Genomic DNA, 22,030 nt, shown 5'->3' with positions numbered 1-22,030 from the left:
CAGCCGATCACCAATCCACTGCATAACTCACGCTGAAGGTACGCCCTTCAGCGTTCGGGTATGGCGCACGGGCGTTGGCCTGGGCAAACATGTTCTGGTAATTGCGGTTACTGAGGTTGTAGATCGCGCCTTCCAGGCGACCGACTGGCAACCTGACCGAACCGAGCAGATCGACCAGCGTATAACCTTTGATATCGCGGCCGTTGTTGTCTTTGGCCGCGGCGTCATAGTCGGCCAGTTGCATGCCTTGCAGGCGCAGGCTGTAGTCGCCACGGTCATAGCCGACAAAGGCGGTGGTCTTGGCAGGCGAGATACGCGTGGCGGGCAGGTCGATCCATTTGCCGTTTTGCTGGGTCTCGCCTTTGGCGTAGGCGTAAGTGCCGCCTACCGACCATTGATCGGTGATGTTGTAGGTCAGGCTGGTTTCGATGCCGCGCACGCGCTCTTTCTGGTTGATCAGGCGCAACACACGGTCATTGGCATCATAGAACTGGGTGACGTCCGAGGTGTTTTCATAGGCGGTGACGTTAGCCAGCCACTTGTCCCAGTTGCCACGCCAGCCCAGCTCGTAGCTGTCGACCTTGAGGGCTTGGGCGTTCAGGTCCTGGATGTCGTACTTGCTGTTGACGTCACGCAGGAAGCGCTGGATATCCGGCAGGGAAAACCCCTGGCTGAAATTGACGAACACATCCTGGTTTTCATTCAGGTGGTACACCGCACCCAGGTTGTAGAGCGTGTCATCGTATTTGAGGGTGCCGCCCGGCAAAGTGGCGCGGTTGCCGGTCTGCACGATCTCGCCGTAGGCAATACTGTCGGACACTTCGCTTTCGATCCACTCACGACGTATGCCGCCACGTAAGGTCCAGTCATCGATATCGTAGGACAGCTGACCAAAAATGGCTTTGGTGGTGGTTGCGATGTCCGGGCCCATCTCGAAGGTGGTGCCGGTCTTGGTATAGCTCAGGCCATTGACCCGGTATTGGTCGCCGCGTTGGCGCGAGGTTTCATGGTCATAGTCGGCGCCCCAGACCAGGTTGCCGGTCGCCGGGCCGATGTCCGGCATTTGTGTATCGATCGCTGCCCGCACACCATAAACGTCTTGCACACTGTTGTTGTCGGACACGCCGGCACGGCCGCGAGACAGGTCGGGGAAGAACAGTGCGTCGGCACGCCGCCAGTAACTTTCGACCTGCAAGCCCTGGCCGTAGAAGTCCTTGTCGGCGTAATTGAGGTTGACCGCCTGGTTGTGGGTGAACGGTTGGTCATCCAGGTCCAGGCCTTTTACCGCGACCGCAGTGCTGGTGATGCGTGGGTTCTTGGTGTAGCGGGTGTCCTGTTCATCTTTATAGTCTTGCAGCGACAGGCTGATCTTCTTGTCGTCGTCCAGCTCGTAGCCGAAGCGACCTTGCAGGTCGTAGGTGTCAGTGTCCATGTTGCTGCCCTGGGACGTATCCTGGGGAATGCGTTTGCCGTTACCGTCGAACTGGTCGTTGCGTTGCACCGTATTGCCCGACACGTACCAGTCCACCGGGCCCTTGCGGCCGGTGGCACTTTGGAAGGCTTCGTAGGAGAACCCTTTATGGCTGAAGTTGTTGCCGGCGGTCATGCCGATCTTGCTGCTGAAGGCCAGGTCTTCGCCTTTGTTGCGCTTGGTGATGATGTTGATGATGCCGCCTGACGCGCCGGCGCCGTAGACGCTGCTGGCGCCGGATATCACTTCGATGCGCTCGATGCTTTCCGGTGCCACGCTGTTGAGCTGGCGGAAGTTGTCACGCGTGGCGTTCTGGGACACACCATCAATCAGGATCAGCGTGTTGCGCCCGCGCAGCGTCTGGCCGAAGTTGCTCATGCCACCGCTGGAGGGCGCTATGCCCGGGACCAGTTGCCCGAGGATATCGGCAACCCGGCGTCCTGCCGCTGTCTGCTGGCGGATCTGTGCTTCGTCGATAACCTGCACCGAGCCTGGGATCGCGGCAATGCTGGTTTCACTGCGAGTGGCTGAAACGACCGTCGCCTGCAATTGCAAGTTGGTAGCCGCCGCTGGCGCGTCTTCAGGTTGATCGGCCCAGACCGGCACGCTTATCGAACCGAGCAGGGGCAGCAGCACGGCCCATTGTGATTTGTTCATGATCTTGCCTTTGAGTTATTAGAAGTATTGACAGAAAAATCGGAAGTCTCAGGTGTTCGGGTGAACGAACGGATGGCGCGGATACCCAGGGCCGCCAAGGCATAGGTCAGTGCCACCAGCCAAAAGCTGTGCGCCAAGCCCACCATTGCCATGCCGACGCCACCCAACAGTGCGCCGCACAACGCGCCACCTTTTGCGGCGCTATTGCCCAGGCCCAAGGCAAACCCCTGCTGGCTGGGTGCAACGGTGTTGGCGATCAACGTGTAGGCGACCGGCAGCAGCGCGCCTTGCCACACCCCCCACAGCAGCCGGCTGGCGAGGAACCCCAGCCATTCGCCGGCCATCGCCGTGAAGGCCAGCGTCAAGGCGCAAAGCCAGGTGACCCATTCAATGATGCGCAGCGTATGCGCCGCCGGGTGCCGGTCAAACAGGCGGCCCCACAGCGGCGCGGACAGCGCGAGCGTCAGTGCGCTGGCGGCGTAGCTGGCGCCGATCAGCCAGGCAGGGGCGTGCAGAACATCGGCGACGTACAGGGCATAAAACGGTTGGGGCATCATCTTGGCTGCCTGGATCAGCACTATGATGGCGAGCATTGCGCCGAGCCAGCCTTTGGGCAGTGCCGTAGGCGTTGAGGCACGTGTCGGTCTTGAGCGCGGCGCATCGCTGGGTAGAAACAGGCTGATCAGCGCGCACAGCAGGCAAACCGCCGTGGCGCTGTAGCACAGCAATGCGAAGCCGGAAATGTCCATCAGCCAGCCACCCAGCACCGGCCCGGCCAGCGAGCCCACGGCGGTGGCCGATTGCAGCCGCGCCAGAATGTGCCCGCGCCCACCTTCGGCGCAGTACGCCAGCGCATAGGCTTGGGCGGCGGCAATAAAGCCGGCCAGCGCACCTTGCGCCACGCGAATGACCACCAGCAGCCACGGATCGGTGGTCACTGCGGCCAGCGCCTGGCATACCGCCAGGGCCAGCAGCGCGCGAATGATCATCGGCTTGTGGCCGGTACGATCACCCAGGCGTCCCCACATTGGCGTGAGGATCATCGCCGCCATCATCGGCCCGGCATACACCAGCGATGACAGCAGGCCGGTGTACTGGGCGTTGGCAACGCCCAGCAGCTTCTGGATCTGCAACGGCCAGAAGGGGCCGCTCATTTCCATGGCGCCCATCGACACCAGCTGAATCACCACCAACAGGCGCAGTGCCGTGTGGTTAGCCGACATTGGCGGCAGTGCTCAGCGGGTTCGGCAGGCGGCCGACGATATCGGCGTGGCTTTCCATCAGGCGCATGCGCATAAATGACTTGGCTGGCCAGTCCTGCTCCAGCAGCGCGGCACGTTCGGTCTGCCAACGCTGGGGCTCGACCTGGCTGCGCAAATCATCGAAACACTCGCGGACCTGGGCTGACAGTTCGTCCCACAGCAGCCCCTGGGGAATATCGAAGTGGCGCGCACTGAGCAATACCAGTTCGCCCAAGTGGCACATGAACACCGTGTGCAGCAACTTGTCGCGCACGAAGCCGGCATCGTCGTACAAGGTCATCTTCGGGTCGTGCAGTTCGATGTCCAGGCCGTGGGCGTGCAAGGTCTTGCGGTCGATACGGATATCACCGAAATCACGCAGCAACAGACGGCTTGCTTGCCCGTCGGTGCCCATGACCACAAAGGAGTTCTGCTGATGGGCCTCGAAGGCCACGCCATAACGCAGGTACATGCCCAACAGTGCCGGCACTGCGATCGATGCATAGTCTTTAAAAAACGCCTGCATGGCTTGCGCGTCGTCGGTGCCTTTGCTCAGGCGTACCCACTGCTTGAGCAGGGGTTGCCCATGCTGATCAATGGCAAACAGGCTGCCTACCGGAATGGCCATTTCGCCCGGTTTAAGCAGGCTCTGCGGGTTGTCCCGGTACAGCACGGCCAGGTGCCGCGAGTGTTCGTCATTGGCAGGTTGTGGTTGGAAATGCACGCCGAGTCGTTCGGGCACGATGCTCAGGATTTTTTGAATGTGTGGCTCGCGTGCCAGGATGGTTTGCAGCAAATGGCTGATCCGTGGGCCCATGCGCGCGGAGCGTGGCGACACTGTGCGCTGCACACTGGTCAAGCGCAGCGACACCGGAAGCTTCACCATTGGCGCATCGCACCGGCCTTCGGGCAACACGGTCCTGAACGACATGGTGGGGTGGGCGGTGAACGCGACGATGTCGGTCAGCACCAGCAGCCGGTCGCCGATTTCATTGGCGAACAGTTGCGGCAGCTCTTGGCGAGCCTGCCAAGGGTGAGCGGGCATCGGCAGGTAGTCGCCGGCCTCAAGGCCTTGAGCGGTCAGCTGCGCTGTCAATTGGCGGGCCGCCTGCGGGAAGTGGTTTTGCCACCACTGCCAGTAATCTGCAGTACCGGCCAGGCTTTCGACATGGGCGAACTGGCGGTGCAGCGCGCAGAGTAAAACCGGGAAGCGCGCTTCGAACTCCGGCGAGAATTCAATCACCTGCTCTGTTCCCAGGCCCAGCTTTGTCTTGTAGTTGGGGTGCCATGGATGGCCCAGGGTGCCCCACTGCTCAAGTACTGATGTCGGGTTGGAAACGCTTGGGTTGTTCTTGAGGTAGCTGAGCAAGTTGTTTTGATGCGCGGGGGCCATCGCGGCGTGCAGCTCGAGGGTCCACTGCTCGTGGAAAGCGAGGCACAGCGTATCGTTGACAACGCTGTCATCGATCTCGCTGTTGAGGCGGCTCAAGACGTCGGGGGCGGCAGGTGATTCCAGGCTGCTGTTGAGTAATGTCAGCAACTGCGAGGGGAACCGGATTTTCTGTTCTGGCTGGCCAGCACGCAGGACACTCACCGCGCCGCGCAAATCCCAGCTGGCCATGCGGCCCGGGCGCAGGTGATCAAAGCATAGGCGGGTGTGGTCGGGTAGCTCCAGCCAGCAGCGATTGTGTTCGTCATAGGTGCGCGTGGCGGGGTTGAGCAGACCTTCACGGAACAAGGCCTGGATCAAGCGCTGGAAGCTGCGTTCGGCGGCGGGTGCAAGGGTATCGATCAGGGCATCAAGCGTGACGTGCTTAGCCTGGAATTGGCGAGTGGAGAGTGCTTCACCCCAGCGTTCAAGCAGTAGTTTTTCCGGTGTGGCGACGTGTCCGTGCATCAATTCGAACTCCTTATCCGTGGGGCTGAGTGAAAAGCGAACGGATACTATCGAGAATCATTACCAAATGTCTATTTGTTGTTACGCTTTTTGCGGAAACGATTATTCAGGGGGTGAAAGGAGGGCGGTTCGAAGACGGACAGAGCAACCATGCAGGTCTGCAGTCAGGGCTTGAAGCGTCTAAGTCAGGCTAGTTCAGTGTCTTTGAGATGGCTTGTAATACGCGGCCTGAGACTTTGTAGGATGTGTCTGTTTTCATTCGGTCGTGGCAGAACACAGGAAAACGACGCAGGTGAGAAACGAAAAACCCCGCTCAAAGGCGGGGTTTTGTGTGCAGGCACACCAGCTGCTGTGTGGGGCTGGGTGGCTACCGGATTTCAGCGTCTCAGGAGCCTTGCGCCTGGCGTTTCATCTCAAGAGATTCGAGCTCGTTTTTATAATTGTGGGCTTCGTTCTCATTGTGGAACATGCCGACCAGTTGGTCTTGTTGATGTACATCCCAGATGTGAATCCCATGGCCCAGTGCTTCGTGAGACATGTGTGCATCGTCGCGTTCAGTTACTTTTACAGTCATCTGCTTGCTCCAATCTCTGGTGGATCTGCGGCAAGTCGTCGCAGGCCTCTTTTATATGTTTTGTTAGCTTGCTAAGTAAACCGATTTTGCGCGCAACTATTTATTGCAGGAAACGCAACAGTGCTGCAGGCCACGCAAATCGCGACATTGCGTCGCAGGGTGCTGAGTTTTATGACAAAAGTTTCATGTTTGCGACCGGCTGGAGCCTTGTGTTGATGATTGAGCCGCCATCGCAGGCAAGCCAGCTCCCACCTTGAAATGCGTTCCAATGTGGGAGCTGCGGTTCGACGCTTCGACTTGCCTGCGATAGCGGTAGTGGGTTCAACACAAAACCTTCAGGCGAAAAAAAGCCCCGCATTCAGCGAGGCTCTTTTTTAATCACATCACGGTATCAGCTACCTTTGATAGCCTGGCCATCAACGGTGCCGTCCAACAGCATGATGTTGTATTCCTTGCCGTCGGTTTCCACCTGGCGCAAGGCTACCAAAATACCGCCCAGGTCCTTGGCAAACCACATCTGGGTGATGCGCTTGCTTTGAGTTGGGTCGCGTACACGTTCAACCTTGATCGCATCGATGGCGCCGACTTTGGTCTGGACCTTTTCCGGGCCGATCACGCGGAAGTCGTAGGTGTCGGTGTCGGTGCCTTCAACGACGATGTAGCTCATGCTCTTCTTGCCGGCCGCCACATCGCGTTGCAACGCCAACTGATAGGTCGACTTGTCGAGCATGCCGCTTTGCAGGGCGACGTTGACCGGGTCTTTGTTTTCAAAGCCGGTGACTTTCTTGGCCGTCTGGTCGAAGTCCAGGTTGATCTTCTTCGACTTGCCCAGGCCGCCACGCTCGAAGCTGTAGCTCACGGGCTGCAGGGCATCTTTGTCGAGACGGATCACACTGGTCTCGGTGAGGCTGGCGATCATCATGGACGCCTTGAAATTCAAGGTCCACGAGCCGTTGTCATTCTTGACCAGGCTGCGTTCGGCCGAACCGCTCATGGGCAACTGCTTCCAGTCGGCGGTGTAGCTGGCGGAGAAAGGGTGAAGGTCTGCTGCTTGCACAGCGGGCAAGGCGAACAGCGCAAAAGCGAAGAGCAGGGCGCGACGCATAAAATCTCCTAGGTTCGAATCAAGTGGCCGCTGGCCGCGAGTAACTGACCGTCCAATAATGCACCCTGTTCGCCGAGAATCAATCGTCCCTCGGCAAACCAGCGAACAGCCAGCGGGTAAATCCTGTGTTCCTGGGTGTGAACCCGTTGCGCAAGTGTCTGCGCCGAATCTGCAGACTCTACCGGAACCACTGCCTGTACGACCAGAGGCCCGCCATCGAGTTCCTCGGTGACAAAGTGCACGCTGCAGCCATGCTCCGTGTCGCCGGCCTCGAGAGCGCGTTGGTGCGTGTGTAACCCTTTGTATTTGGGTAGCAGGGACGGGTGGATATTGAGCAGGCGCCCCTGGTAGTGCCGCACGAAATCGGCGCTGAGGATGCGCATGAAACCGGCAAGCACCACGAGTTTGGGATTGAAGGCGTCGATCAGTTCGATCAAGGCGCTGTCGAAGGCCTCGCGACCTTCGAAAGCCTTGTGATCCAGCGAGCGGGTGTCGATACCCGCGTCCCTGGCGCGTTGCAGGCCGTAGGCGTCGCTGCGGTTGGAGATCACCGCAGCAATGCGCACCGGGCTATCGCCGGTGCGCGTGCTGTCGATCAGGGCCTGCAAGTTACTGCCGGTGCCGGAGAGCAGCACCACGACATCACAGGTCTCAGGCATCAGTGAGCCTTGAGGTTCTTCAGTTCAACCTGGGCCGCGCCTTCTGGAGCGGTAGCGATCTGGCCGATAACCCAAGGCTGCTCGCCCGCTTCACGCAGTACGTTCAGCGCGGTTTCAACGTGTTCTTGCGCCACGCAGATGACCATGCCCACGCCGCAGTTCAGCACGCGGTGCATTTCGGTTTCGTTGACGTTGCCTTGCGTTTGCAGCCAGTCGAACACGGCAGGACGGGTCCAGCTTGCCACGTCGACAATCGCCTGTGCGCCTTTTGGCAGCACGCGCGGGATGTTGTCCAGCAGGCCACCACCGGTGATGTGGGCCATGGCTTTAACGGCGCCGGTGTCTTTGATCAGCTTGAGCAAAGGCTTCACGTAGATGCGGGTCGGGGCCATCAGCAGGTCGGTCAGCGGTTGGCCGTCGAGCTGGGTGTTCTCGATGTCGGCGCCGGACACTTCGATGATCTTGCGGATCAGCGAGTAGCCGTTGGAGTGCGGGCCGGACGATGGCAGGGCGAGCAGGGCGTCACCGGCTGCGACTTTGGAACCGTCGATGATTTCAGCTTTTTCGACAACACCGACGCAGAAACCGGCCAGGTCGTAGTCTTCGCCTTCGTACATGCCCGGCATTTCAGCGGTTTCGCCGCCGACCAGGGAGCAACCCGACAGTTCGCAGCCGGCGCCGATGCCGGTGACCACTTGAGCTGCGGTGTCCACGTTCAGCTTGCCGGTGGCGTAGTAGTCGAGGAAGAACAGCGGCTCTGCGCCACACACCACCAGGTCGTTGACGCACATGGCAACCAGGTCGATACCGATGGTGTCGTGCTTGTTCAGGTTCAGCGCCAGGCGCAGCTTGGTGCCCACTCCGTCGGTGCCGGACACCAGCACAGGCTGCTTGTAGCCGGCCGGGATTTCGCAGAGGGCGCCAAAACCGCCCAGGCCGCCCATGACTTCGGGGCGCGCAGTGCGCTTGGCGACGCTCTTGATGCGTTCGACCAATGCTTCACCGGCGTCGATGTCTACACCGGCGTCCTTGTAGCTCAGGGAGGGTTGCTTGCTCATGATCCAGGCCTTTAGGGGGGATTTCTGGGTAACGACCGAGCCGGCAGGCGCTTTGGATAAAAGGCCCAGCCGCTGACGGTCTGCGAAGGCGCGCGATTTTATCAGGCTTGAGGGGCAGCGGCCATCCTCGGGCCGACGGGCAGGGCCATATAGGTAAAAAAAGCCGGTTAAAAAAATGCTAATCGAGCCGGTAATGGCGTGTATTAAGGTATAGCCTTTAACCCGCTATCGTTATGACAGTACAAAAACTGCCATGACCCTGTGAATGTTTTACCGGCTGCTGTGGTCACAGCCTTGCCAAGCCGAGTTCACGCGGTCTGTTCCAGCCGCTAAATTTGTCGTTCGGGAATCTTCCATGCGTCTGTGTAATGTCTTCTTTGTAGGCTGCTTGTCGTTGGTCAGCCTGGCGAGTCATGCCGAAACCCTCAACGGCCTTTATCAAGTACTTGAACCGGTTGCCAGCCAGTCGCCCCAAGAGCGTGACCAGGCCACCCAGCGCGCCGTGCAAACCCTGGTGATCCGCCTGACCGGCGATGCCAAGGCCGCCGAGGGCCCAGGCCTGGCGGCGATCCGCAAAGACCCGCAGCAAATCATCAGCCAATACGGCTACGACGCCGGCCCGCCGGAAAGCCTGCAAGTAGACTTCGACCCCGTGAGCACCGATCGCGCCCTGCGTGAAGCGGGCCTGTCGATCTGGGGCAGCAATCGGCCGTCGATCCTCGGCTGGTGGCTCAACGATTCCACTGACGGCAGCAGCCTGGTCGGTGATGGCCAGACGATAGCCGGTGCACTGCGCCGTGCCGCGCAACACCGCGGCTTGCCGTTGCGTTTGCCGCTGGGTGATCTGGATGAGCAAGTCGTCGCCACTGCACCGAATCTGGAAAGTGCCGACGCCACGCCCTTGCGCTCCGCCTCCGAACGCTACGGCGCCGACGCCTTGCTGGCCGTGCACGCGCGCCAGGAAGGCAACCAGTGGCAAGCCAAATGGCGCCTGTGGTTGGGCGACAAGAGCGAGCAGGGCACCGCCCAGGGCGCTGACACTGGCGCGGTGGCCGATGCCGTGATGTTGGCGGTCAGTCAAAAACTGGCACCACGCTTTGCCGTCAAGCCAGGCGTCAGTACCGAACAATTGCTCGAAGTGCAGGGCATGAATCTGGAGCGCTATGCCGCTTTGGGCCATCTGCTTGAACCCTTTGGCGCTCAGCCGCAGTGGGTGGATGGCAATCGCATTGTGTATCGGGTCAACGGCAGTGCCGATCAGTTGCGCACTCAGTTGAGCCTGGCCAAGTTGCAGGAAGTGCCTGCGGGCGAAGCGCCGGTTCAACCTTCGGTAGCCGATGGCACGCAGCCGCCGGCGGCCCCGGAGCCTCAGGCGCAGTTACGTTTTCGTTGGTAGGTGATCTTCCTTCTATATAGATAGAAGGAAGCAAATGATAGATGGAGTGGTTTATGGCGGATACGCGTCGTTGGGTGTGGCTTGGTGGGGTTGTCCTGCTGTGCGTTTTTGTGTTCTTGCTGCATTCGATCCTGACGCCGTTCCTGGTCGCGTTGCTGCTCGCTTATCTGTTCGATCCGGTGGTGGATCGCCTGGAGAAAGCCGGTTTGTCGCGAACCTTGGGCGTGGTCGCGGTGTTTGCACTGTTCACGCTGATTATTACCGCCTTGGTGCTGGTGTTGGTGCCGATGCTGGCCAAGCAGCTGTTTCGCCTCTATGAGCTGGCGCCGCAAATGCTCGACTGGTTGCAGCACACGGCGATGCCGTGGGCCCAGGCCAAGCTGGGGTTGGCTGATGGCTTCTGGAAGTTCGACAAGGTCAAGGCCGCGATCAGTGAGCATATGGGCCAGACCACCGATATTGTCGGTGTGGTGCTCAGCCAGGCCACGGCCTCCAGCCTTGCATTGATCGGCTGGTTGACCAATTTGGTGTTGATCCCGGTGGTGGCGTTCTACCTGCTGCGTGACTGGGACATCATGATGGCCAAGATCCGCAGCCTGCTGCCACGCAATAACGAAGAGCGCATCGTTTCCTTGGCGCAAGAGTGTCACGAGGTGCTCGGCGCTTTCGTACGCGGCCAACTGCTGGTGATGCTGGCACTGGGGATCATCTATGCCGCGGGCCTGATGGCGATTGGTTTGGAGCTGGGGCTGTTGATCGGCTTGATCGCAGGCTTGGCGGCCATCGTGCCGTACATGGGCTTTGTGATTGGTATCGGCGCGGCGCTGGTAGCCGGGTTGTTCCAGTTTGGCGGCGACCTGTACCCGATGCTTGGGATTGTGGCGGTGTTCATGGTCGGCCAGGCCCTGGAAGGCATGGTGCTGACGCCGCTGCTGGTGGGTGACCGGATTGGCTTGCACCCGGTGGCGGTGATCTTTGCGATTCTGGCGGGCGGTGAGCTGTTTGGTTTTACCGGCATCTTGCTGGCGCTGCCGGTGGCGGCGGTGATCATGGTGTTGGTGCGCCACGTGCATGATCTGTATAAGGATTCGGATGCATATACCGGGGTTGAAGACCCGGATCTGTAACGGTTTCGCAACAAACCCGGCCTAAGCCGGGTTTGTTGTTTCTGGGGCGGGGTGTCAAACAATTTGCGCAAATCGCCCCAAGTTAACGCAAACCTTTGATTTTGCTTGTGGTCTGCTGCATTGTGCGCCCGGCTTCACGGGTATAAACTTTGCAAACTTTACACAGAGGCCACTAACGGTTCGTTTGGAGCCGTTCAGTCAGCATGAAACCGATTCAGCTGCCCTTGGGTGTGCGTCTGCGTGACGACGCCACCTTTATCAATTACTACCCAGGCGCCAATGCCGCTGCACTCGGCTATGTCGAGCGGCTCTGCGAAGCCGACGCCGGGTGGACTGAAAGCCTGATCTATCTGTGGGGCAAACACGGCGTGGGGCGTACCCACCTGTTGCAGGCGGCCTGCCTGCGCTTCGAGCAGATGGGCGAGCCGGCAGTTTATTTGCCGCTGGCTGAGCTGATGGACCGTGGCATCGGCATCTTCGACCACCTTGAGCAATACGAACTGGTGTGCCTGGATGACCTGCAGGCCATCGCCGGCAAGGCAGATTGGGAAGAGGCGCTGTTTCACCTGTTCAACCGCCTGCGTGACAGCGGCCGGCGCCTGTTGATTGCCGCGTCTACCTCGCCGCGTGAGCTGCCGGTAAAACTGGCTGACCTCAAGTCACGCCTGACCCTGGCGCTGATCTTCCAGATGCGCCCGCTCTCCGATGAAGACAAGCTGCGTGCCCTGCAATTGCGCGCATCGCGTCGCGGTCTGCACCTCACCGACGAAGTCGGGCACTTTATCCTCACCCGTGGCACCCGCAGCATGAGCGCGTTGTTCGATTTGCTCGAACAGCTCGATCAAGCCTCGCTGCAGGCCCAGCGCAAGCTGACCATTCCGTTTCTTAAGGAAACCCTCGGCTGGTAGCCAGCCCTTGTCCAGCAAGGTTTTCGGCAACTTCCAGGCGTCAGAAAACCTGCGTTTGGGCCGGTTTGGCCACGCAACAGGCATGAATAGGGTGTTAAGGGCTTAGATGTCATAGTCCAAACAAGAAGTCACATAGATCACGATTGAATTTGCAAATCGATGTGATAGAGGGCATAGTCTCGACTTCTTTACACATCAGCCACGGTCGTGCCCATGCTAAATCGCTTCGCACCCCTCGTGCCTCTCGCACTCGTTACCCTGTTGTTTGGTTGCGCCACCCACACTCAAAACGTGGCTGAGCAGCAAAAACCACAGGTTCAAAATCAGGCAAAGTTCGTTGCAGCGCAGTCTTCCACTGTCTATCAGGAAGCTCTTTATAAAGAAGAGCAGGCAACCGAGAAAGAACTGGCCAACTTCGCCGGCAGCAAGCCTTACCAGCTTCCCGTTCTGGCCGACAGCATCCTCGAACGCGGCATGTCCCTGATCGGTACCCGTTACCGTTTCGGCGGTACCTCTGAAGCCGGTTTCGACTGCAGCGGCTTTATCGGCTACCTGTTCCGTGAAGAAGCCGGCATGAACCTGCCACGCTCGACACGTGAAATGATCAACGTGGATGCACCGTTGGTCGCACGCAACAACCTCAAGCCCGGTGATCTGCTTTTCTTTAGTACGGCAGGCCGCGGTCGTGTAAGCCACGCCGGTATCTACTTGGGCGATAACCAGTTTATCCACTCCAGCAGCCGTCGCAGTGGCGGTGTTCGAGTCGACAACCTGGGCGACAGCTACTGGAGCAAAACCTTCATCGAAGCCAAGCGCGCACTCGCCATGGCCCCGACTACGGTTACCGCTAGTAAGTAAAGTTAAAGTGATACTTGAAGTTTGACGTGTAAGCGCTAGAATCCCTGGACATTGTTGTAATCCGTTCGCGCGAGCTTTGCTTGCGCGTTCTGGTTTTCAGCGTTCGGCAGCGAAAGCCGCATCCAGATCAGGATTGTTCTGCCCATGTCGACCTCAGCACGCCTCATTTTGCTGGTATGTGCCGCGCTCCTCAGCGCCTGCGCAAGCCGTCCACCGCCGCCTGCGCCTGTCGCGGTCAAGCCCAAGCCGGTGTTCAACTATTCCACCCAAAATTTCTCGCCGGCTGCCGAAGACGTGCTCTTTCGTGCGCTGGGCCTGGTCGGCACACCTTACCGTTGGGGCGGCAATACGCCGGACTCCGGGTTTGATTGCAGTGGCCTGATCGGCTTTGTCTACCGTGACGCCGCCGGCATCAGCCTGCCGCGCACTACCCGCGAATTGATCGTGATGCGCGCTCAGGATGTGAGCGAAAACAACCTGCAAACCGGCGACCTGATCTTCTTCGCCACCGGCGGCGGCTCGCGAGTAAGCCACGCAGGTATCTACGTGGGTGAAGGGCGATTCGTACACGCGCCGCAAACGGGCGGTACGGTGAAGTTGGACACCTTGTCCAAGGCCTATTGGCAAAATGCCTACCTGAGCGCCAAGCGCGTGTTGCCGGCGAGCCTGGCGCGTAATCCTTAAGTCGCTCAGGCCCAAGTGTCGGAGCTGGCTTGCCTGCGATAGCGGGTTATTGGTGTGCATATCCGTTGCTGCGGTAACGGCTGCCTATGGTTCCGCTCTTACAGCGGGTCACTTTTGCAAGGACGCAAAAGTAACCAAAAGGTCCTCGCCCCAACACTCGGTGCCTCGCTATGGCTCGGCATGCCCGCAATCCGACAGTGATTTGGGGGGCCGCCGCGATGGGCCATCCTTGGCCCAGCGCGGCTAAACCGGCATCCCTGCCGGTTTACCCCCCAAATCACTGTCAGATTCCGGCCATCGTGTTTGACGGGGCGATTTCAGATCAAGATCACGATCAAAAGCGCAGATCAAAAGACCGCTGACTTCGTCATCGAAAAGGGATGTAAGGGCCAGAGCAACAGCGACAGCAACAGCAGAGCCATACTCGGTCAAAGGTGGGAGCTGGCTTGCCTGCGATGGCATCAACTCGGTGTACCTGATGTACCGAGGTGTCTGTATCGCAGGCAAGCCAGCTCCCACATGAGCCCCCTACAAGGCAGTTACTTAGCCGCCGACACCCGCCACACTTTATTCCCCACATCATCGGCCACCAGCAAATCCCCCTGCTGATCAATCACCACGCCCACCGGCCGGCCCATGGCTTTCTCGTCTTTATTGAGAAACCCGGTCAGCACATCCACCGGCTGCCCCTTGGGTTGCCCACCTTCGAACGGCACGAAAATCACCTTGTAGCCACTGTGCGGCTTGCGGTTCCACGAACCATGCTGGCCGATAAATGCGCCGTTGCTGAACTGCGCCGGGAGTTTGCTGCCCTCGGCAAACGTCAGCCCCAATGACGCAGTGTGCGGCCCCACGGCATAGTCCGGGGCGATGGCCTTGGCGACCAGGTCGAGGTTTTGCGGCGAGACACGCACGTCCACATGCTGGCCGTAATAACTGAAGGGCCAGCCATAAAACGCGCCATCTTTCACCGAGGTGATGTAGTCCGGCACCAGGTCGCTGCCGATCTCATCGCGCTCGTTGACCGCCGTCCACAGCTTGCCGCTCTGCGGTTCCCAGGCCATGCCGTTGGGGTTGCGCAGGCCGGAGGCAAAAATCCGGTGCTGGCCCGTGGCGCGGTCAACTTCCCAGATCGCTGCGCGGCCTTGTTCCGCGTCCAGGCCGTTTTCGCCGACGTTACTGTTGGAGCCGACACTCACATACAACTTGCTGCCGTCCTTGCTGGCCACCACGTTTTTGGTCCAGTGGTGGTTGATGCTGCCGCCCGGCAGGTCCACCACCTTGGTGCCGGCTGCCTTGATCGCGGTTTCGCCCGGCTGATAAGGGAAGCGCAGCAGTTTGTCCGAGTCGGCGACGTACAGGTCGTTACCCACCAGCGTCATGCCAAACGGCGAATTGAGGTTCTCCAGAAATACCGTGCGCGTCTCGGCCACGCCATCATGGTCGGCATCGCGCAGCAGTGTGATGCGGTTTGGGCTTGGCACGCCCGCGCCGGCGCGGCCCATGACTTTCTCCATCACCCAGCCGCGAATGCCGGTGGCGTCGTCCGGCTTGGGCGGCGAGTTCGTTTCGGCGACCAACACATCACCATTGGGCAATACGTAGAGCCAGCGCGGGTGATCCAGGCCTTCGGCAAACGCCGCCACCTGTGTACCGGCGGCGGCTGTCGGCTTGGCGCCGTCCGGCCAGCCGATCGCCGGGGCGATGTTGACGGTGGGGATCAGGGTTTTGTTCGGCTCCGGCAGTTTGGGCGATGGCCCGGTGCCGTCCGAGACCTGCAAGGTAGAGCTTTCACCGCAGGCGGCGAGGGTGCCTGCCAGCATGATCAGTAAGGCGAGTCTGGTTTTGTGCATGGTTTTCTCCTTAATACCTGTAAAGGTAGAGAAGCGCGGCAGTCGGATGGTTCAAGTGCAAAGCCAGCTTTAATTGACGCTCCACCCCCAACCCACTAACCTTCGCGGCTTGTTCCAGGTGCTCTGTGGCCGATGTGCCGACAGAGTGAAACAGGGAAGCCGGTGAGTGAGCGCGCTTGTACACAGCGCAGCTGCAATTCCGGCGCTGCCCCCGCAACGGTAAATGAGTCAAAACGGTGCTTTTTGCCACTGTATCCGCGTGATATGGGAAGGCGCGCCGTTGGCCTGCTCGCGCTTTAAGCAGAGCGCCACTTATGAGCCCGGAGACCGGCCTGGATCATCCAACAGCATCACGGTGGGCGATGCTTGGCTGTCTGTTTTTCTTTTTTCCTGCCCGCCGTTTTTGTCCAGCCCCAACGGAGAGCTGCCATGACTGATTCCCCCGACCGCGACGAACGCCACCTGGCGCGCATGCTGCGCAAAAAAGCCGTGATCGACGAGCGTATCGCCAATTCCCCAAACGAGTGCGGCTTGCTGCTGGTGCTGACCGGTAACGGCAAAGGCAAAAGCAGCTCGGCGTTCGGCATGCTCGCCCGCGCCATGGGCCACGGCATGCAATGCGGCGTGGTGCAGTTCATCAAGGGGCGCAACAGCACCGGCGAGGAACTGTTTTTCCGGCGCTTCCCCGAGCAAGTGCGTTTTCATGTGATGGGTGAAGGCTTCACCTGGGAAACCCAGGACCGCCAGCGCGACATCGCCGCCGCCGAAGCCGCCTGGGCGGTTTCCCGCGAATTGCTGCAAGACCCGGCCATCGGCCTGGTGGTACTGGACGAACTGAACATTGCCCTCAAGCACGGCTACCTCGATCTGGACCAGGTACTCAGCGACCTGCAGGCCCGCCCACCCATGCAGCACGTTGTGGTGACGGGCCGTGGCGCCAAGCCCGAGCTGATTGAAATGGGCGACACCGTCACCGAAATGGGCATGCTCAAGCACGCGTTCCAGGCCGGTATCAAGGCACAGAAGGGCGTCGAACTTTGAATCAGCCCCGTCATTGCCCGGCCGTATTGATCGCCGCACCGGCATCCGGCCAGGGCAAAACCACCGTCACCGCCGCGCTTGCCCGCTTGCACCGTAACCTGGGGCGCAAGGTGCGCGTGTTCAAATGCGGGCCGGACTTTCTCGACCCGATGATCCACGAGCGTGCCAGCGGTGCGCCTGTGTATCAGTTGGACATGTGGATGGTGGGCGAGCAGGAAAGTCGCCGCTTGCTGTGGGAAGCGGCGGGCGAGGCTGACCTGATCCTCATCGAAGGCGTAATGGGGTTGTTTGACGGCACACCCTCGAGCGCCGACCTGGCGCGGCACTTTGGTGTGCCGGTGCTCGGTGTGATCGACGGCACCGCCATGGCCCAGACCTTCGGTGCCCTGGCGCTGGGCCTGGCGCGCTACCAGCCGGACTTGCCGTTCGCCGGTGTGCTGGCCAATCGCGTCGGCACCTTGCGTCATGCGCAATTGCTCGAAGGCAGCCTCACCGAAGGCCTGCGCTGGTATGGCGCGTTGTCCCGTGAAACGGGGATTGAATTGCCGAGTCGTCACCTGGGCCTGGTGCAAGCCAGTGAACTCAATGACCTTGATGCCCGCCTGGACGCCGCAGCCCAGGCGCTGGGCAGCAGCTGCGAAGTGGCGTTGCCGCCGCCGGTGACGTTCGCCGCGCCGCAACTGATTGAAGCCGAGCCGCTGTTGGCGGGTGTGCGTATTGCCGTGGCCCGTGATGAAGCCTTCGCTTTCACTTACGGCGCCAGCCTGGATCTGTTGCGGGCAATGGGCGCAGAGCTGACGTTTTTCTCGCCGATCCACGATCGCCAGTTGCCCGACGCCGACAGTCTCTACCTGCCCGGTGGCTATCCCGAATTGCATCACCAGGCACTGTCCGAAAACACCCCGATGCTTGCGGCTATCCGCGCCCATCATGCGGCTGGCAAACCGCTGCTGGCTGAATGTGGTGGCATGCTCTACCTGCTGGATTCGCTCACCGACGTGCACGGCACCCGTGCCGAACTGGTCGGCCTGTTGCAAGGCGATGCGGTGATGCAAAAGAAACTCGCGGCCCTGGCGCTGCAAAGTGTCGAGTTGCCCGAAGGCGTGCTGCGTGGTCACACCTATCACCATTCCCTGACCAGCACCGAATGGCAGCCGATTGCCCGTGGCCTGAGCCCCAATGGAGGGCGCGGGGCGGAAGCGGTGTATCGGCAGGGGCGGATGACGGCTTCCTATGTACACTTTTATTTTCCGTCCAACCCGACGGCGGTGGCTGCACTCTTTGCGCCAACCCTTGAGACCGCCATCGCAGCGATGCGGCGACCCGACAAGCCAGCTCCCACATTGACCGAGTTCACACATCAAAATGTGGGAGCGGGCTTGCCCGCGATAGGGCCATGACGGACAACGCCTATCCCCACGCCGACCGCCAAGCCGTCTACCGCGCCATCGCCGAACGCCGCGACATGCGCCACTTCACCGGCGGCACGGTCGCGCCCGAATTGCTGCACCGCCTGCTTCAGGCCGCACACCAGGCGCCCAGCGTGGGCTTGATGCAACCCTGGCGGTTTATCCGCATCAGCGACCGTCAACTGCGTGGGAACATTCAGCAGTTGGTGGAGGAAGAACGCGTGCGCACCGCCGAAGCCTTGGGCGAGCGCTCCGATGAGTTCATGAAGCTTAAGGTCGAAGGTATCCACGACTGCGCCGAAGTCTTGGTGGCCGCGTTGATGGATGACCGCGAGCGCCACATCTTTGGCCGGCGCACCTTGCCGGAGATGGACATGGCGTCATTGTCCTGCGCGATCCAGAATCTCTGGCTGGCCGCCCGCGTCGAGGGCCTTGGCATGGGCTGGGTCTCGCTGTTCGAGCCACAAGCGCTGGCCGACCTGCTGGGCCTGCCGCCCGGGGCCAAACCCCTGGCTGTGCTGTGCCTGGGCCCGGTGGCCGAGTTCTACCCGGCACCGATGTTGCAACTCGAAGGCTGGACCGAACCACGGCCGCTGAGTGACATGTTGTATGAGAATGTGTGGGGAGTGAGTCAATGAGTGTGGCCTTGCTGTGTGTCGCTGCGGTGGCGCTGGATGCGCTGCTGGGCGAACCCAGGCGCTGGCATCCGCTGGTGGCGTTCGGCAATTTCGCCGGGCGCATCGAGCAACGTTTCAACACCGGTGGCCGTGGCTGGCGCAGCCACGGCGTGACCGCATGGTTTATCGCCGTGGTGCCGCTGACGCTGCTGGCCACTGCGTTGTCATGGGCGCCCTATATCGGCTGGGTCCTGGAAATCCTGGCGCTGTACCTGGCGCTGGGCATGCGCAGCCTGGGTGAGCATGTGATGCCGGTTGCGCAGGCGTTGCGCAGCGGTGACCTGGATGAAGCGCGCAAACGCGTGAGTTATCTGGTCAGTCGCCAGACCAGCGAGCTGGACAGCACCGAAGTCGCCCGCGCCGCCACCGAGTCAGTGCTGGAGAACGGCAGCGACGCGGTGTTTGCCGCGTTGTTCTGGTTTGTGGTCGCCGGTGTGCCGGGCGTGGTGCTGTACCGCCTGAGCAACACCCTCGACGCCATGTGGGGCTATCGCAACGAACGCTTCGAGCGCTTTGGCTGGGCAGCGGCCAGGATCGACGATGTGCTCAACTATATTCCTGCACGGCTGGTGGCACTGACCTACGCCGTGTTGGGCAAAACTCGCCTGGCGCTCAGATGCTGGCGCACCCAGGGCCCGACCTGGGACAGCCCCAACGCGGGTCCGGTGATGGCGGCCGGGGCGGGTGCCTTGGGCGTCGAGCTGGGTGGCGCGGCGATCTATCACGGCGAGCTGCATCAACGCCCGCAATTGGGCGAAGGCCCTGCCGCCGATGCCGACGCCATCGACCGTGGCTGGCAACTGGTGCAGCGTGGCGTTTGGTTATGGCTGTTGATCCTCTGCGCGGGGGCGCAATTGTATGCTTGAGCACGGTGGGCGCCTGCGTAAGGCGGTGATTGAGTACGGCATTGCCGAGGCCGATTGGCTCGACCTGTCCAGCGGCCTCGCGCCCTGGCCCTGGCCGATCCCCGAGATCCCGTTGCGCGCGTGGGCGCGTTTGCCGGAAGCCGATGACGGCCTGGAAAAGGCCGCCTGCGACTATTACGGCGCCGCCCACCTGCTGCCGGTGCCGGGCTCCCAGGCAGCGATCCAGCTGCTGCCGCGCCTGCGCCGTTCCGGCAAGGTTGGCGTGTTGTCGCCCTGTTACGCCGAGCACGCCGAAGCCTGGCGCCGCGCCGGGTATGTGGTGCGCGAAGTGCAGGAGCAGGAAGTCGACTTCTTTCTCGACAGCCTCGACGTGCTGGTGGTGGTCAACCCCAACAACCCCACCGGCCTGAGCCTGAGCCCGCAACGCCTGCTGGACTGGCACGCACGGCTGGCACAACGCGGCGGTTGGCTGGTGGTGGACGAGGCGTTCATGGACGTCACTCCAGAGCTGAGCCTGGCCAGCCATACCCATCATGTTGGCCTGATCGTGCTGCGCTCGTTCGGCAAATTTTTCGGCCTGGCCGGTGTGCGCCTGGGCTTCGTGCTGGCCGAGCGCAGGTTGCTGCGGCTGTTGGCCGAGCAGGTGGGGCCGTGGGCCGTCAGCGGGCCGACCCGCGTGCTCGGCCAAGTGTGCCTGCGTGATACCGCCGGGCAGGCTCGTCAGCGTGAGCGCTGTATCGAAGCAGGCCGGCGCTTGTTTGACCTGCTCGAACGCCACGGCTTTCAACCCCACGGCGGCTGCGCCTTGTTCCAGTGGCTGATCACCCCACACGCCGAACGCATGCATGAATTCATGGCCCAGCGCGGCATTCTGTTGCGCCTGTTTGTCCACGACAGCAGCCTGCGCTTTGGCTTGCCCGATACTGAGGCAGATTGGCTGCGACTCGACGAAGCCCTGGCCGTCTACAAGGAAGCCCCATGAGTACGCTGATGGTGCAAGGCGCCACCTCCGACGCCGGCAAAAGTACTCTGGTGACCGCGCTGTGCCGCTGGCTGGTACGCCAGGGCATCGCGGTGGCGCCGTTCAAGCCGCAGAACATGGCGCTCAACAGTGCCGTGACCGCTGAAGGCGGCGAGATCGGCCGCGCCCAGGCGGTGCAAGCCCAAGCCGCCAACCTCGCGCCGCACACCGACATGAACCCGGTGCTGCTCAAACCCAACAGTGACACCGGCTCCCAAGTGATCATTCACGGTCGCGCCGTAACCAGCATGAACGCCGTGGCTTATCACGACTATAAAGCCATCGCGATGCAGGCGGTGCTGGCCTCCCACACACGCCTGAGCGCGGCCTACCCGGTGGTGATGGTGGAGGGCGCGGGGTCGCCTGCGGAAATCAATCTGCGCGCCAATGACATTGCCAACATGGGCTTTGCCGAAGCGGTGGATTGCCCGGTGTTGTTGATCGCCGATATCAATCGTGGCGGCGTGTTCGCCCATCTGGTCGGCACCCTGGAATTGCTTTCGCCGACCGAGCAGGCGCGGGTCAAGGGCTTCATCATCAACCGGTTTCGCGGCGATATCGCCTTGTTGCAGCCTGGCCTCGACTGGTTGGAAGCGCGCACCGGCAAGCCCGTGGTGGGCGTGCTGCCTTACGTGATGGACCTGCACCTGGAAGCCGAAGATGGCATCGACCAGCGCCAGATCGACAAGGCTGCCCAAGTGCTCAAGGTGGTGGTGCCGGTTTTGCCGCGCATCAGCAACCACACCGATTTCGACCCGCTGCGCCTGCACCCCCAGGTGGATTTGCAGTTTGTCGGGCCGGGCCAGCCGATTCCGCCAGCCGACCTGATTATCCTGCCGGGCTCCAAAAGCGTGCGCAGTGACCTGGCCTATCTGCGTGGCAATGGCTGGGACACTGCCGTGGCTCGGCACTTGCGCTACGGTGGCAAGGTGCTGGGGATTTGCGGCGGCTTGCAGATGCTCGGCGAGCAGCTGCATGACCCGCTCGGGCTGGAGGGGCCGGCCGGCTCCAGTGAAGGCTTGGGGCTGCTGGCGTTCAGTACGACCCTGGAAGCACAGAAGCAACTGCGTAATGTGCGAGGGCGGTTGTTGCTGGAAGATGCCGAGGTCAGTGGTTATGAGATTCACGCCGGCGTGACTTGCGGTGAAGCGCTGGCGAACGCCGCCGTGCGGCTGGATGATGGCCGCAGTGACGGCGCCCAGAGTGCCGACGGGCAGATCCTCGGCACCTACCTGCACGGCCTGTTCGAAAGCCCCGCCGCGTGCAGCGCCTTGTTGCGCTGGGCTGGGTTACAGGACGTGCAGGAGGTGGATTACCACGCCTTGCGCGAGCGCGATATCGAGCGTTTGGCGGACCTGGTGGAGAACCATCTGGATACCGCGTTGTTGCGCAAGCTATGCGGGCTCTAACGGTGTCTTACGATCGCGGCGTGGCTGACACAACCCGGTCAAAATGTGGGAGCTGGCTTGCCTGCGAAGGCGGTTTGTCGGTGTACATATCCGTCAGTTGGGTAACGCCCACTTATGGT

At 61.1% G+C, this 22,030-nt stretch carries 19 protein-coding genes and 1 riboswitch; of the genes, 11 read left to right on the top strand and 8 right to left on the bottom strand.

Annotated features, from left to right (window positions below; all coding sequences use genetic code 11):
- Positions 1–7: 7 nt before the first annotated feature.
- The 7 genes from PSH96_RS20725 to purM form a co-directional block, all read right to left on the bottom strand.
- Positions 8–2,128: a TonB-dependent receptor gene (locus PSH96_RS20725; RefSeq protein WP_305454744.1), complete on the bottom strand. Its 2,121-nt coding sequence runs from the start codon at positions 2,126–2,128 to the stop codon at positions 8–10.
- Positions 2,125–3,351, bottom strand: a complete 1,227-nt coding sequence (locus tag PSH96_RS20720; RefSeq protein ID WP_305454741.1) for an MFS transporter — start codon at positions 3,349–3,351, stop codon at positions 2,125–2,127. Before PSH96_RS20720 ends, PSH96_RS20725 begins: the two co-directional genes overlap by 4 nt.
- Positions 3,341–5,266, bottom strand: coding sequence for an IucA/IucC family siderophore biosynthesis protein (locus tag PSH96_RS20715; RefSeq protein WP_305454739.1), 1,926 nt, complete (start codon positions 5,264–5,266; stop codon positions 3,341–3,343). The genes PSH96_RS20720 and PSH96_RS20715 overlap by 11 nt, the downstream gene beginning before the upstream one ends.
- Before the next feature lie 385 nt (positions 5,267–5,651).
- The gene (locus PSH96_RS20710; RefSeq protein WP_305454737.1) at positions 5,652–5,840 is read right to left on the bottom strand and encodes a hypothetical protein; all 189 of its coding nucleotides are present in this window, start codon (positions 5,838–5,840) and stop codon (positions 5,652–5,654) included.
- A 391-nt stretch (positions 5,841–6,231) separates the two neighbouring features.
- The gene (locus PSH96_RS20705; protein ID WP_305454735.1) at positions 6,232–6,945 is read right to left on the bottom strand and encodes a DUF3108 domain-containing protein; all 714 of its coding nucleotides are present in this window, start codon (positions 6,943–6,945) and stop codon (positions 6,232–6,234) included.
- 8 nt (positions 6,946–6,953) lie between these two features.
- Positions 6,954–7,604 (bottom strand): phosphoribosylglycinamide formyltransferase, encoded by a 651-nt coding sequence (gene purN / locus PSH96_RS20700; protein ID WP_017134880.1) that lies wholly within the window; start codon positions 7,602–7,604, stop codon positions 6,954–6,956.
- Complete coding sequence (purM, locus tag PSH96_RS20695) at positions 7,604–8,662, bottom strand: phosphoribosylformylglycinamidine cyclo-ligase (RefSeq protein WP_305454731.1); 1,059 nt, start codon at positions 8,660–8,662, stop codon at positions 7,604–7,606. The genes purN and purM overlap by 1 nt, the downstream gene beginning before the upstream one ends.
- Before the next feature lie 355 nt (positions 8,663–9,017).
- Between purM and PSH96_RS20690 the strand changes: the two genes are divergently transcribed.
- The 5 genes from PSH96_RS20690 (at position 9,018) to PSH96_RS20670 (ending at position 13,635) form a co-directional block, all read left to right on the top strand.
- Complete coding sequence (locus tag PSH96_RS20690) at positions 9,018–10,058, top strand: DUF2066 domain-containing protein (RefSeq protein WP_305454729.1); 1,041 nt, start codon at positions 9,018–9,020, stop codon at positions 10,056–10,058.
- A gap of 53 nt (positions 10,059–10,111) precedes the next feature.
- On the top strand, positions 10,112–11,185 hold the full coding sequence (locus PSH96_RS20685) for an AI-2E family transporter (RefSeq protein ID WP_056861686.1): 1,074 nt from the start codon (positions 10,112–10,114) through the stop codon (positions 11,183–11,185).
- Between the two features lie 203 nt (positions 11,186–11,388).
- The gene (gene hda, locus PSH96_RS20680) at positions 11,389–12,093 is read left to right on the top strand and encodes a DnaA regulatory inactivator Hda (RefSeq protein ID WP_017134884.1); all 705 of its coding nucleotides are present in this window, start codon (positions 11,389–11,391) and stop codon (positions 12,091–12,093) included.
- Between the two features lie 213 nt (positions 12,094–12,306).
- Positions 12,307–12,951: a C40 family peptidase gene (locus PSH96_RS20675; protein ID WP_305454726.1), complete on the top strand. Its 645-nt coding sequence runs from the start codon at positions 12,307–12,309 to the stop codon at positions 12,949–12,951.
- Between the two features lie 144 nt (positions 12,952–13,095).
- Positions 13,096–13,635, top strand: a complete 540-nt coding sequence (locus PSH96_RS20670; RefSeq protein ID WP_056861462.1) for a C40 family peptidase — start codon at positions 13,096–13,098, stop codon at positions 13,633–13,635.
- A gap of 539 nt (positions 13,636–14,174) precedes the next feature.
- On the opposite strand, the gene PSH96_RS20665 is transcribed toward PSH96_RS20670, so the two are convergent.
- A complete protein-coding gene (locus PSH96_RS20665; protein ID WP_305454723.1) occupies positions 14,175–15,488 on the bottom strand; it encodes a sorbosone dehydrogenase family protein in 1,314 nt (437 codons plus the stop codon).
- A gap of 99 nt (positions 15,489–15,587) precedes the next feature.
- Positions 15,588–15,839, top strand: a riboswitch (cobalamin riboswitch).
- Between the two features lie 78 nt (positions 15,840–15,917).
- Between PSH96_RS20665 and cobO the strand changes: the two genes are divergently transcribed.
- Genes cobO through PSH96_RS20635 form a run of 6 tightly spaced genes read left to right on the top strand, consistent with a single transcriptional unit; the run spans position 15,918 to position 21,911 of the window.
- Positions 15,918–16,529, top strand: a complete 612-nt coding sequence (gene cobO, locus PSH96_RS20660) for a cob(I)yrinic acid a,c-diamide adenosyltransferase (protein ID WP_025855821.1) — start codon at positions 15,918–15,920, stop codon at positions 16,527–16,529.
- A complete protein-coding gene (locus tag PSH96_RS20655) occupies positions 16,526–17,929 on the top strand; it encodes a cobyrinate a,c-diamide synthase (RefSeq protein ID WP_305454720.1) in 1,404 nt (467 codons plus the stop codon). The genes cobO and PSH96_RS20655 overlap by 4 nt, the downstream gene beginning before the upstream one ends.
- On the top strand, positions 17,926–18,576 hold the full coding sequence (bluB, locus tag PSH96_RS20650) for a 5,6-dimethylbenzimidazole synthase (protein WP_305454718.1): 651 nt from the start codon (positions 17,926–17,928) through the stop codon (positions 18,574–18,576). The genes PSH96_RS20655 and bluB overlap by 4 nt, the downstream gene beginning before the upstream one ends.
- On the top strand, positions 18,573–19,481 hold the full coding sequence (cbiB, locus tag PSH96_RS20645; protein ID WP_305454716.1) for an adenosylcobinamide-phosphate synthase CbiB: 909 nt from the start codon (positions 18,573–18,575) through the stop codon (positions 19,479–19,481). The genes bluB and cbiB overlap by 4 nt, the downstream gene beginning before the upstream one ends.
- On the top strand, positions 19,474–20,463 hold the full coding sequence (gene cobD / locus PSH96_RS20640) for a threonine-phosphate decarboxylase CobD (protein WP_305454715.1): 990 nt from the start codon (positions 19,474–19,476) through the stop codon (positions 20,461–20,463). The genes cbiB and cobD overlap by 8 nt, the downstream gene beginning before the upstream one ends.
- Positions 20,460–21,911: a cobyric acid synthase gene (locus tag PSH96_RS20635; protein WP_305454713.1), complete on the top strand. Its 1,452-nt coding sequence runs from the start codon at positions 20,460–20,462 to the stop codon at positions 21,909–21,911. Before cobD ends, PSH96_RS20635 begins: the two co-directional genes overlap by 4 nt.
- Positions 21,912–22,030: the final 119 nt, after the last annotated feature.

The sequence above is a fragment of the Pseudomonas sp. FP2338 genome (assembly GCF_030687515.1).
GTDB lineage: Bacteria > Pseudomonadota > Gammaproteobacteria > Pseudomonadales > Pseudomonadaceae > Aquipseudomonas > Aquipseudomonas salomonii.
The sequence above is the reverse complement of the archived record's forward strand: the minus strand, read 5'-3'. Positions and strand labels throughout refer to the sequence as shown.

What these genes read in the sequence shown, in the direction of transcription:
- PSH96_RS20725 (WP_305454744.1), bottom strand. Translation starts at nt 2,128, where the DNA reads ATGAACAAATCACAATGGGCCGTGCTGCTGCCCCTGCTCGGTTCGATA.
- PSH96_RS20720 (WP_305454741.1), bottom strand. Translation starts at nt 3,351, where the DNA reads ATGTCGGCTAACCACACGGCACTGCGCCTGTTGGTGGTGATTCAGCTG.
- PSH96_RS20715 (WP_305454739.1), bottom strand. Translation starts at nt 5,266, where the DNA reads ATGCACGGACACGTCGCCACACCGGAAAAACTACTGCTTGAACGCTGG.
- PSH96_RS20710 (WP_305454737.1), bottom strand. Translation starts at nt 5,840, where the DNA reads ATGACTGTAAAAGTAACTGAACGCGACGATGCACACATGTCTCACGAA.
- PSH96_RS20705 (WP_305454735.1), bottom strand. Translation starts at nt 6,945, where the DNA reads ATGCGTCGCGCCCTGCTCTTCGCTTTTGCGCTGTTCGCCTTGCCCGCT.
- purN (WP_017134880.1), bottom strand. Translation starts at nt 7,604, where the DNA reads ATGCCTGAGACCTGTGATGTCGTGGTGCTGCTCTCCGGCACCGGCAGT.
- purM (WP_305454731.1), bottom strand. Translation starts at nt 8,662, where the DNA reads ATGAGCAAGCAACCCTCCCTGAGCTACAAGGACGCCGGTGTAGACATC.
- PSH96_RS20690 (WP_305454729.1), top strand. Translation starts at nt 9,018, where the DNA reads ATGCGTCTGTGTAATGTCTTCTTTGTAGGCTGCTTGTCGTTGGTCAGC.
- PSH96_RS20685 (WP_056861686.1), top strand. Translation starts at nt 10,112, where the DNA reads ATGGCGGATACGCGTCGTTGGGTGTGGCTTGGTGGGGTTGTCCTGCTG.
- hda (WP_017134884.1), top strand. Translation starts at nt 11,389, where the DNA reads ATGAAACCGATTCAGCTGCCCTTGGGTGTGCGTCTGCGTGACGACGCC.
- PSH96_RS20675 (WP_305454726.1), top strand. Translation starts at nt 12,307, where the DNA reads ATGCTAAATCGCTTCGCACCCCTCGTGCCTCTCGCACTCGTTACCCTG.
- PSH96_RS20670 (WP_056861462.1), top strand. Translation starts at nt 13,096, where the DNA reads ATGTCGACCTCAGCACGCCTCATTTTGCTGGTATGTGCCGCGCTCCTC.
- PSH96_RS20665 (WP_305454723.1), bottom strand. Translation starts at nt 15,488, where the DNA reads ATGCACAAAACCAGACTCGCCTTACTGATCATGCTGGCAGGCACCCTC.
- cobO (WP_025855821.1), top strand. Translation starts at nt 15,918, where the DNA reads ATGACTGATTCCCCCGACCGCGACGAACGCCACCTGGCGCGCATGCTG.
- bluB (WP_305454718.1), top strand. Translation starts at nt 17,926, where the DNA reads ATGACGGACAACGCCTATCCCCACGCCGACCGCCAAGCCGTCTACCGC.
- cbiB (WP_305454716.1), top strand. Translation starts at nt 18,573, where the DNA reads ATGAGTGTGGCCTTGCTGTGTGTCGCTGCGGTGGCGCTGGATGCGCTG.
- cobD (WP_305454715.1), top strand. Translation starts at nt 19,474, where the DNA reads ATGCTTGAGCACGGTGGGCGCCTGCGTAAGGCGGTGATTGAGTACGGC.
- PSH96_RS20635 (WP_305454713.1), top strand. Translation starts at nt 20,460, where the DNA reads ATGAGTACGCTGATGGTGCAAGGCGCCACCTCCGACGCCGGCAAAAGT.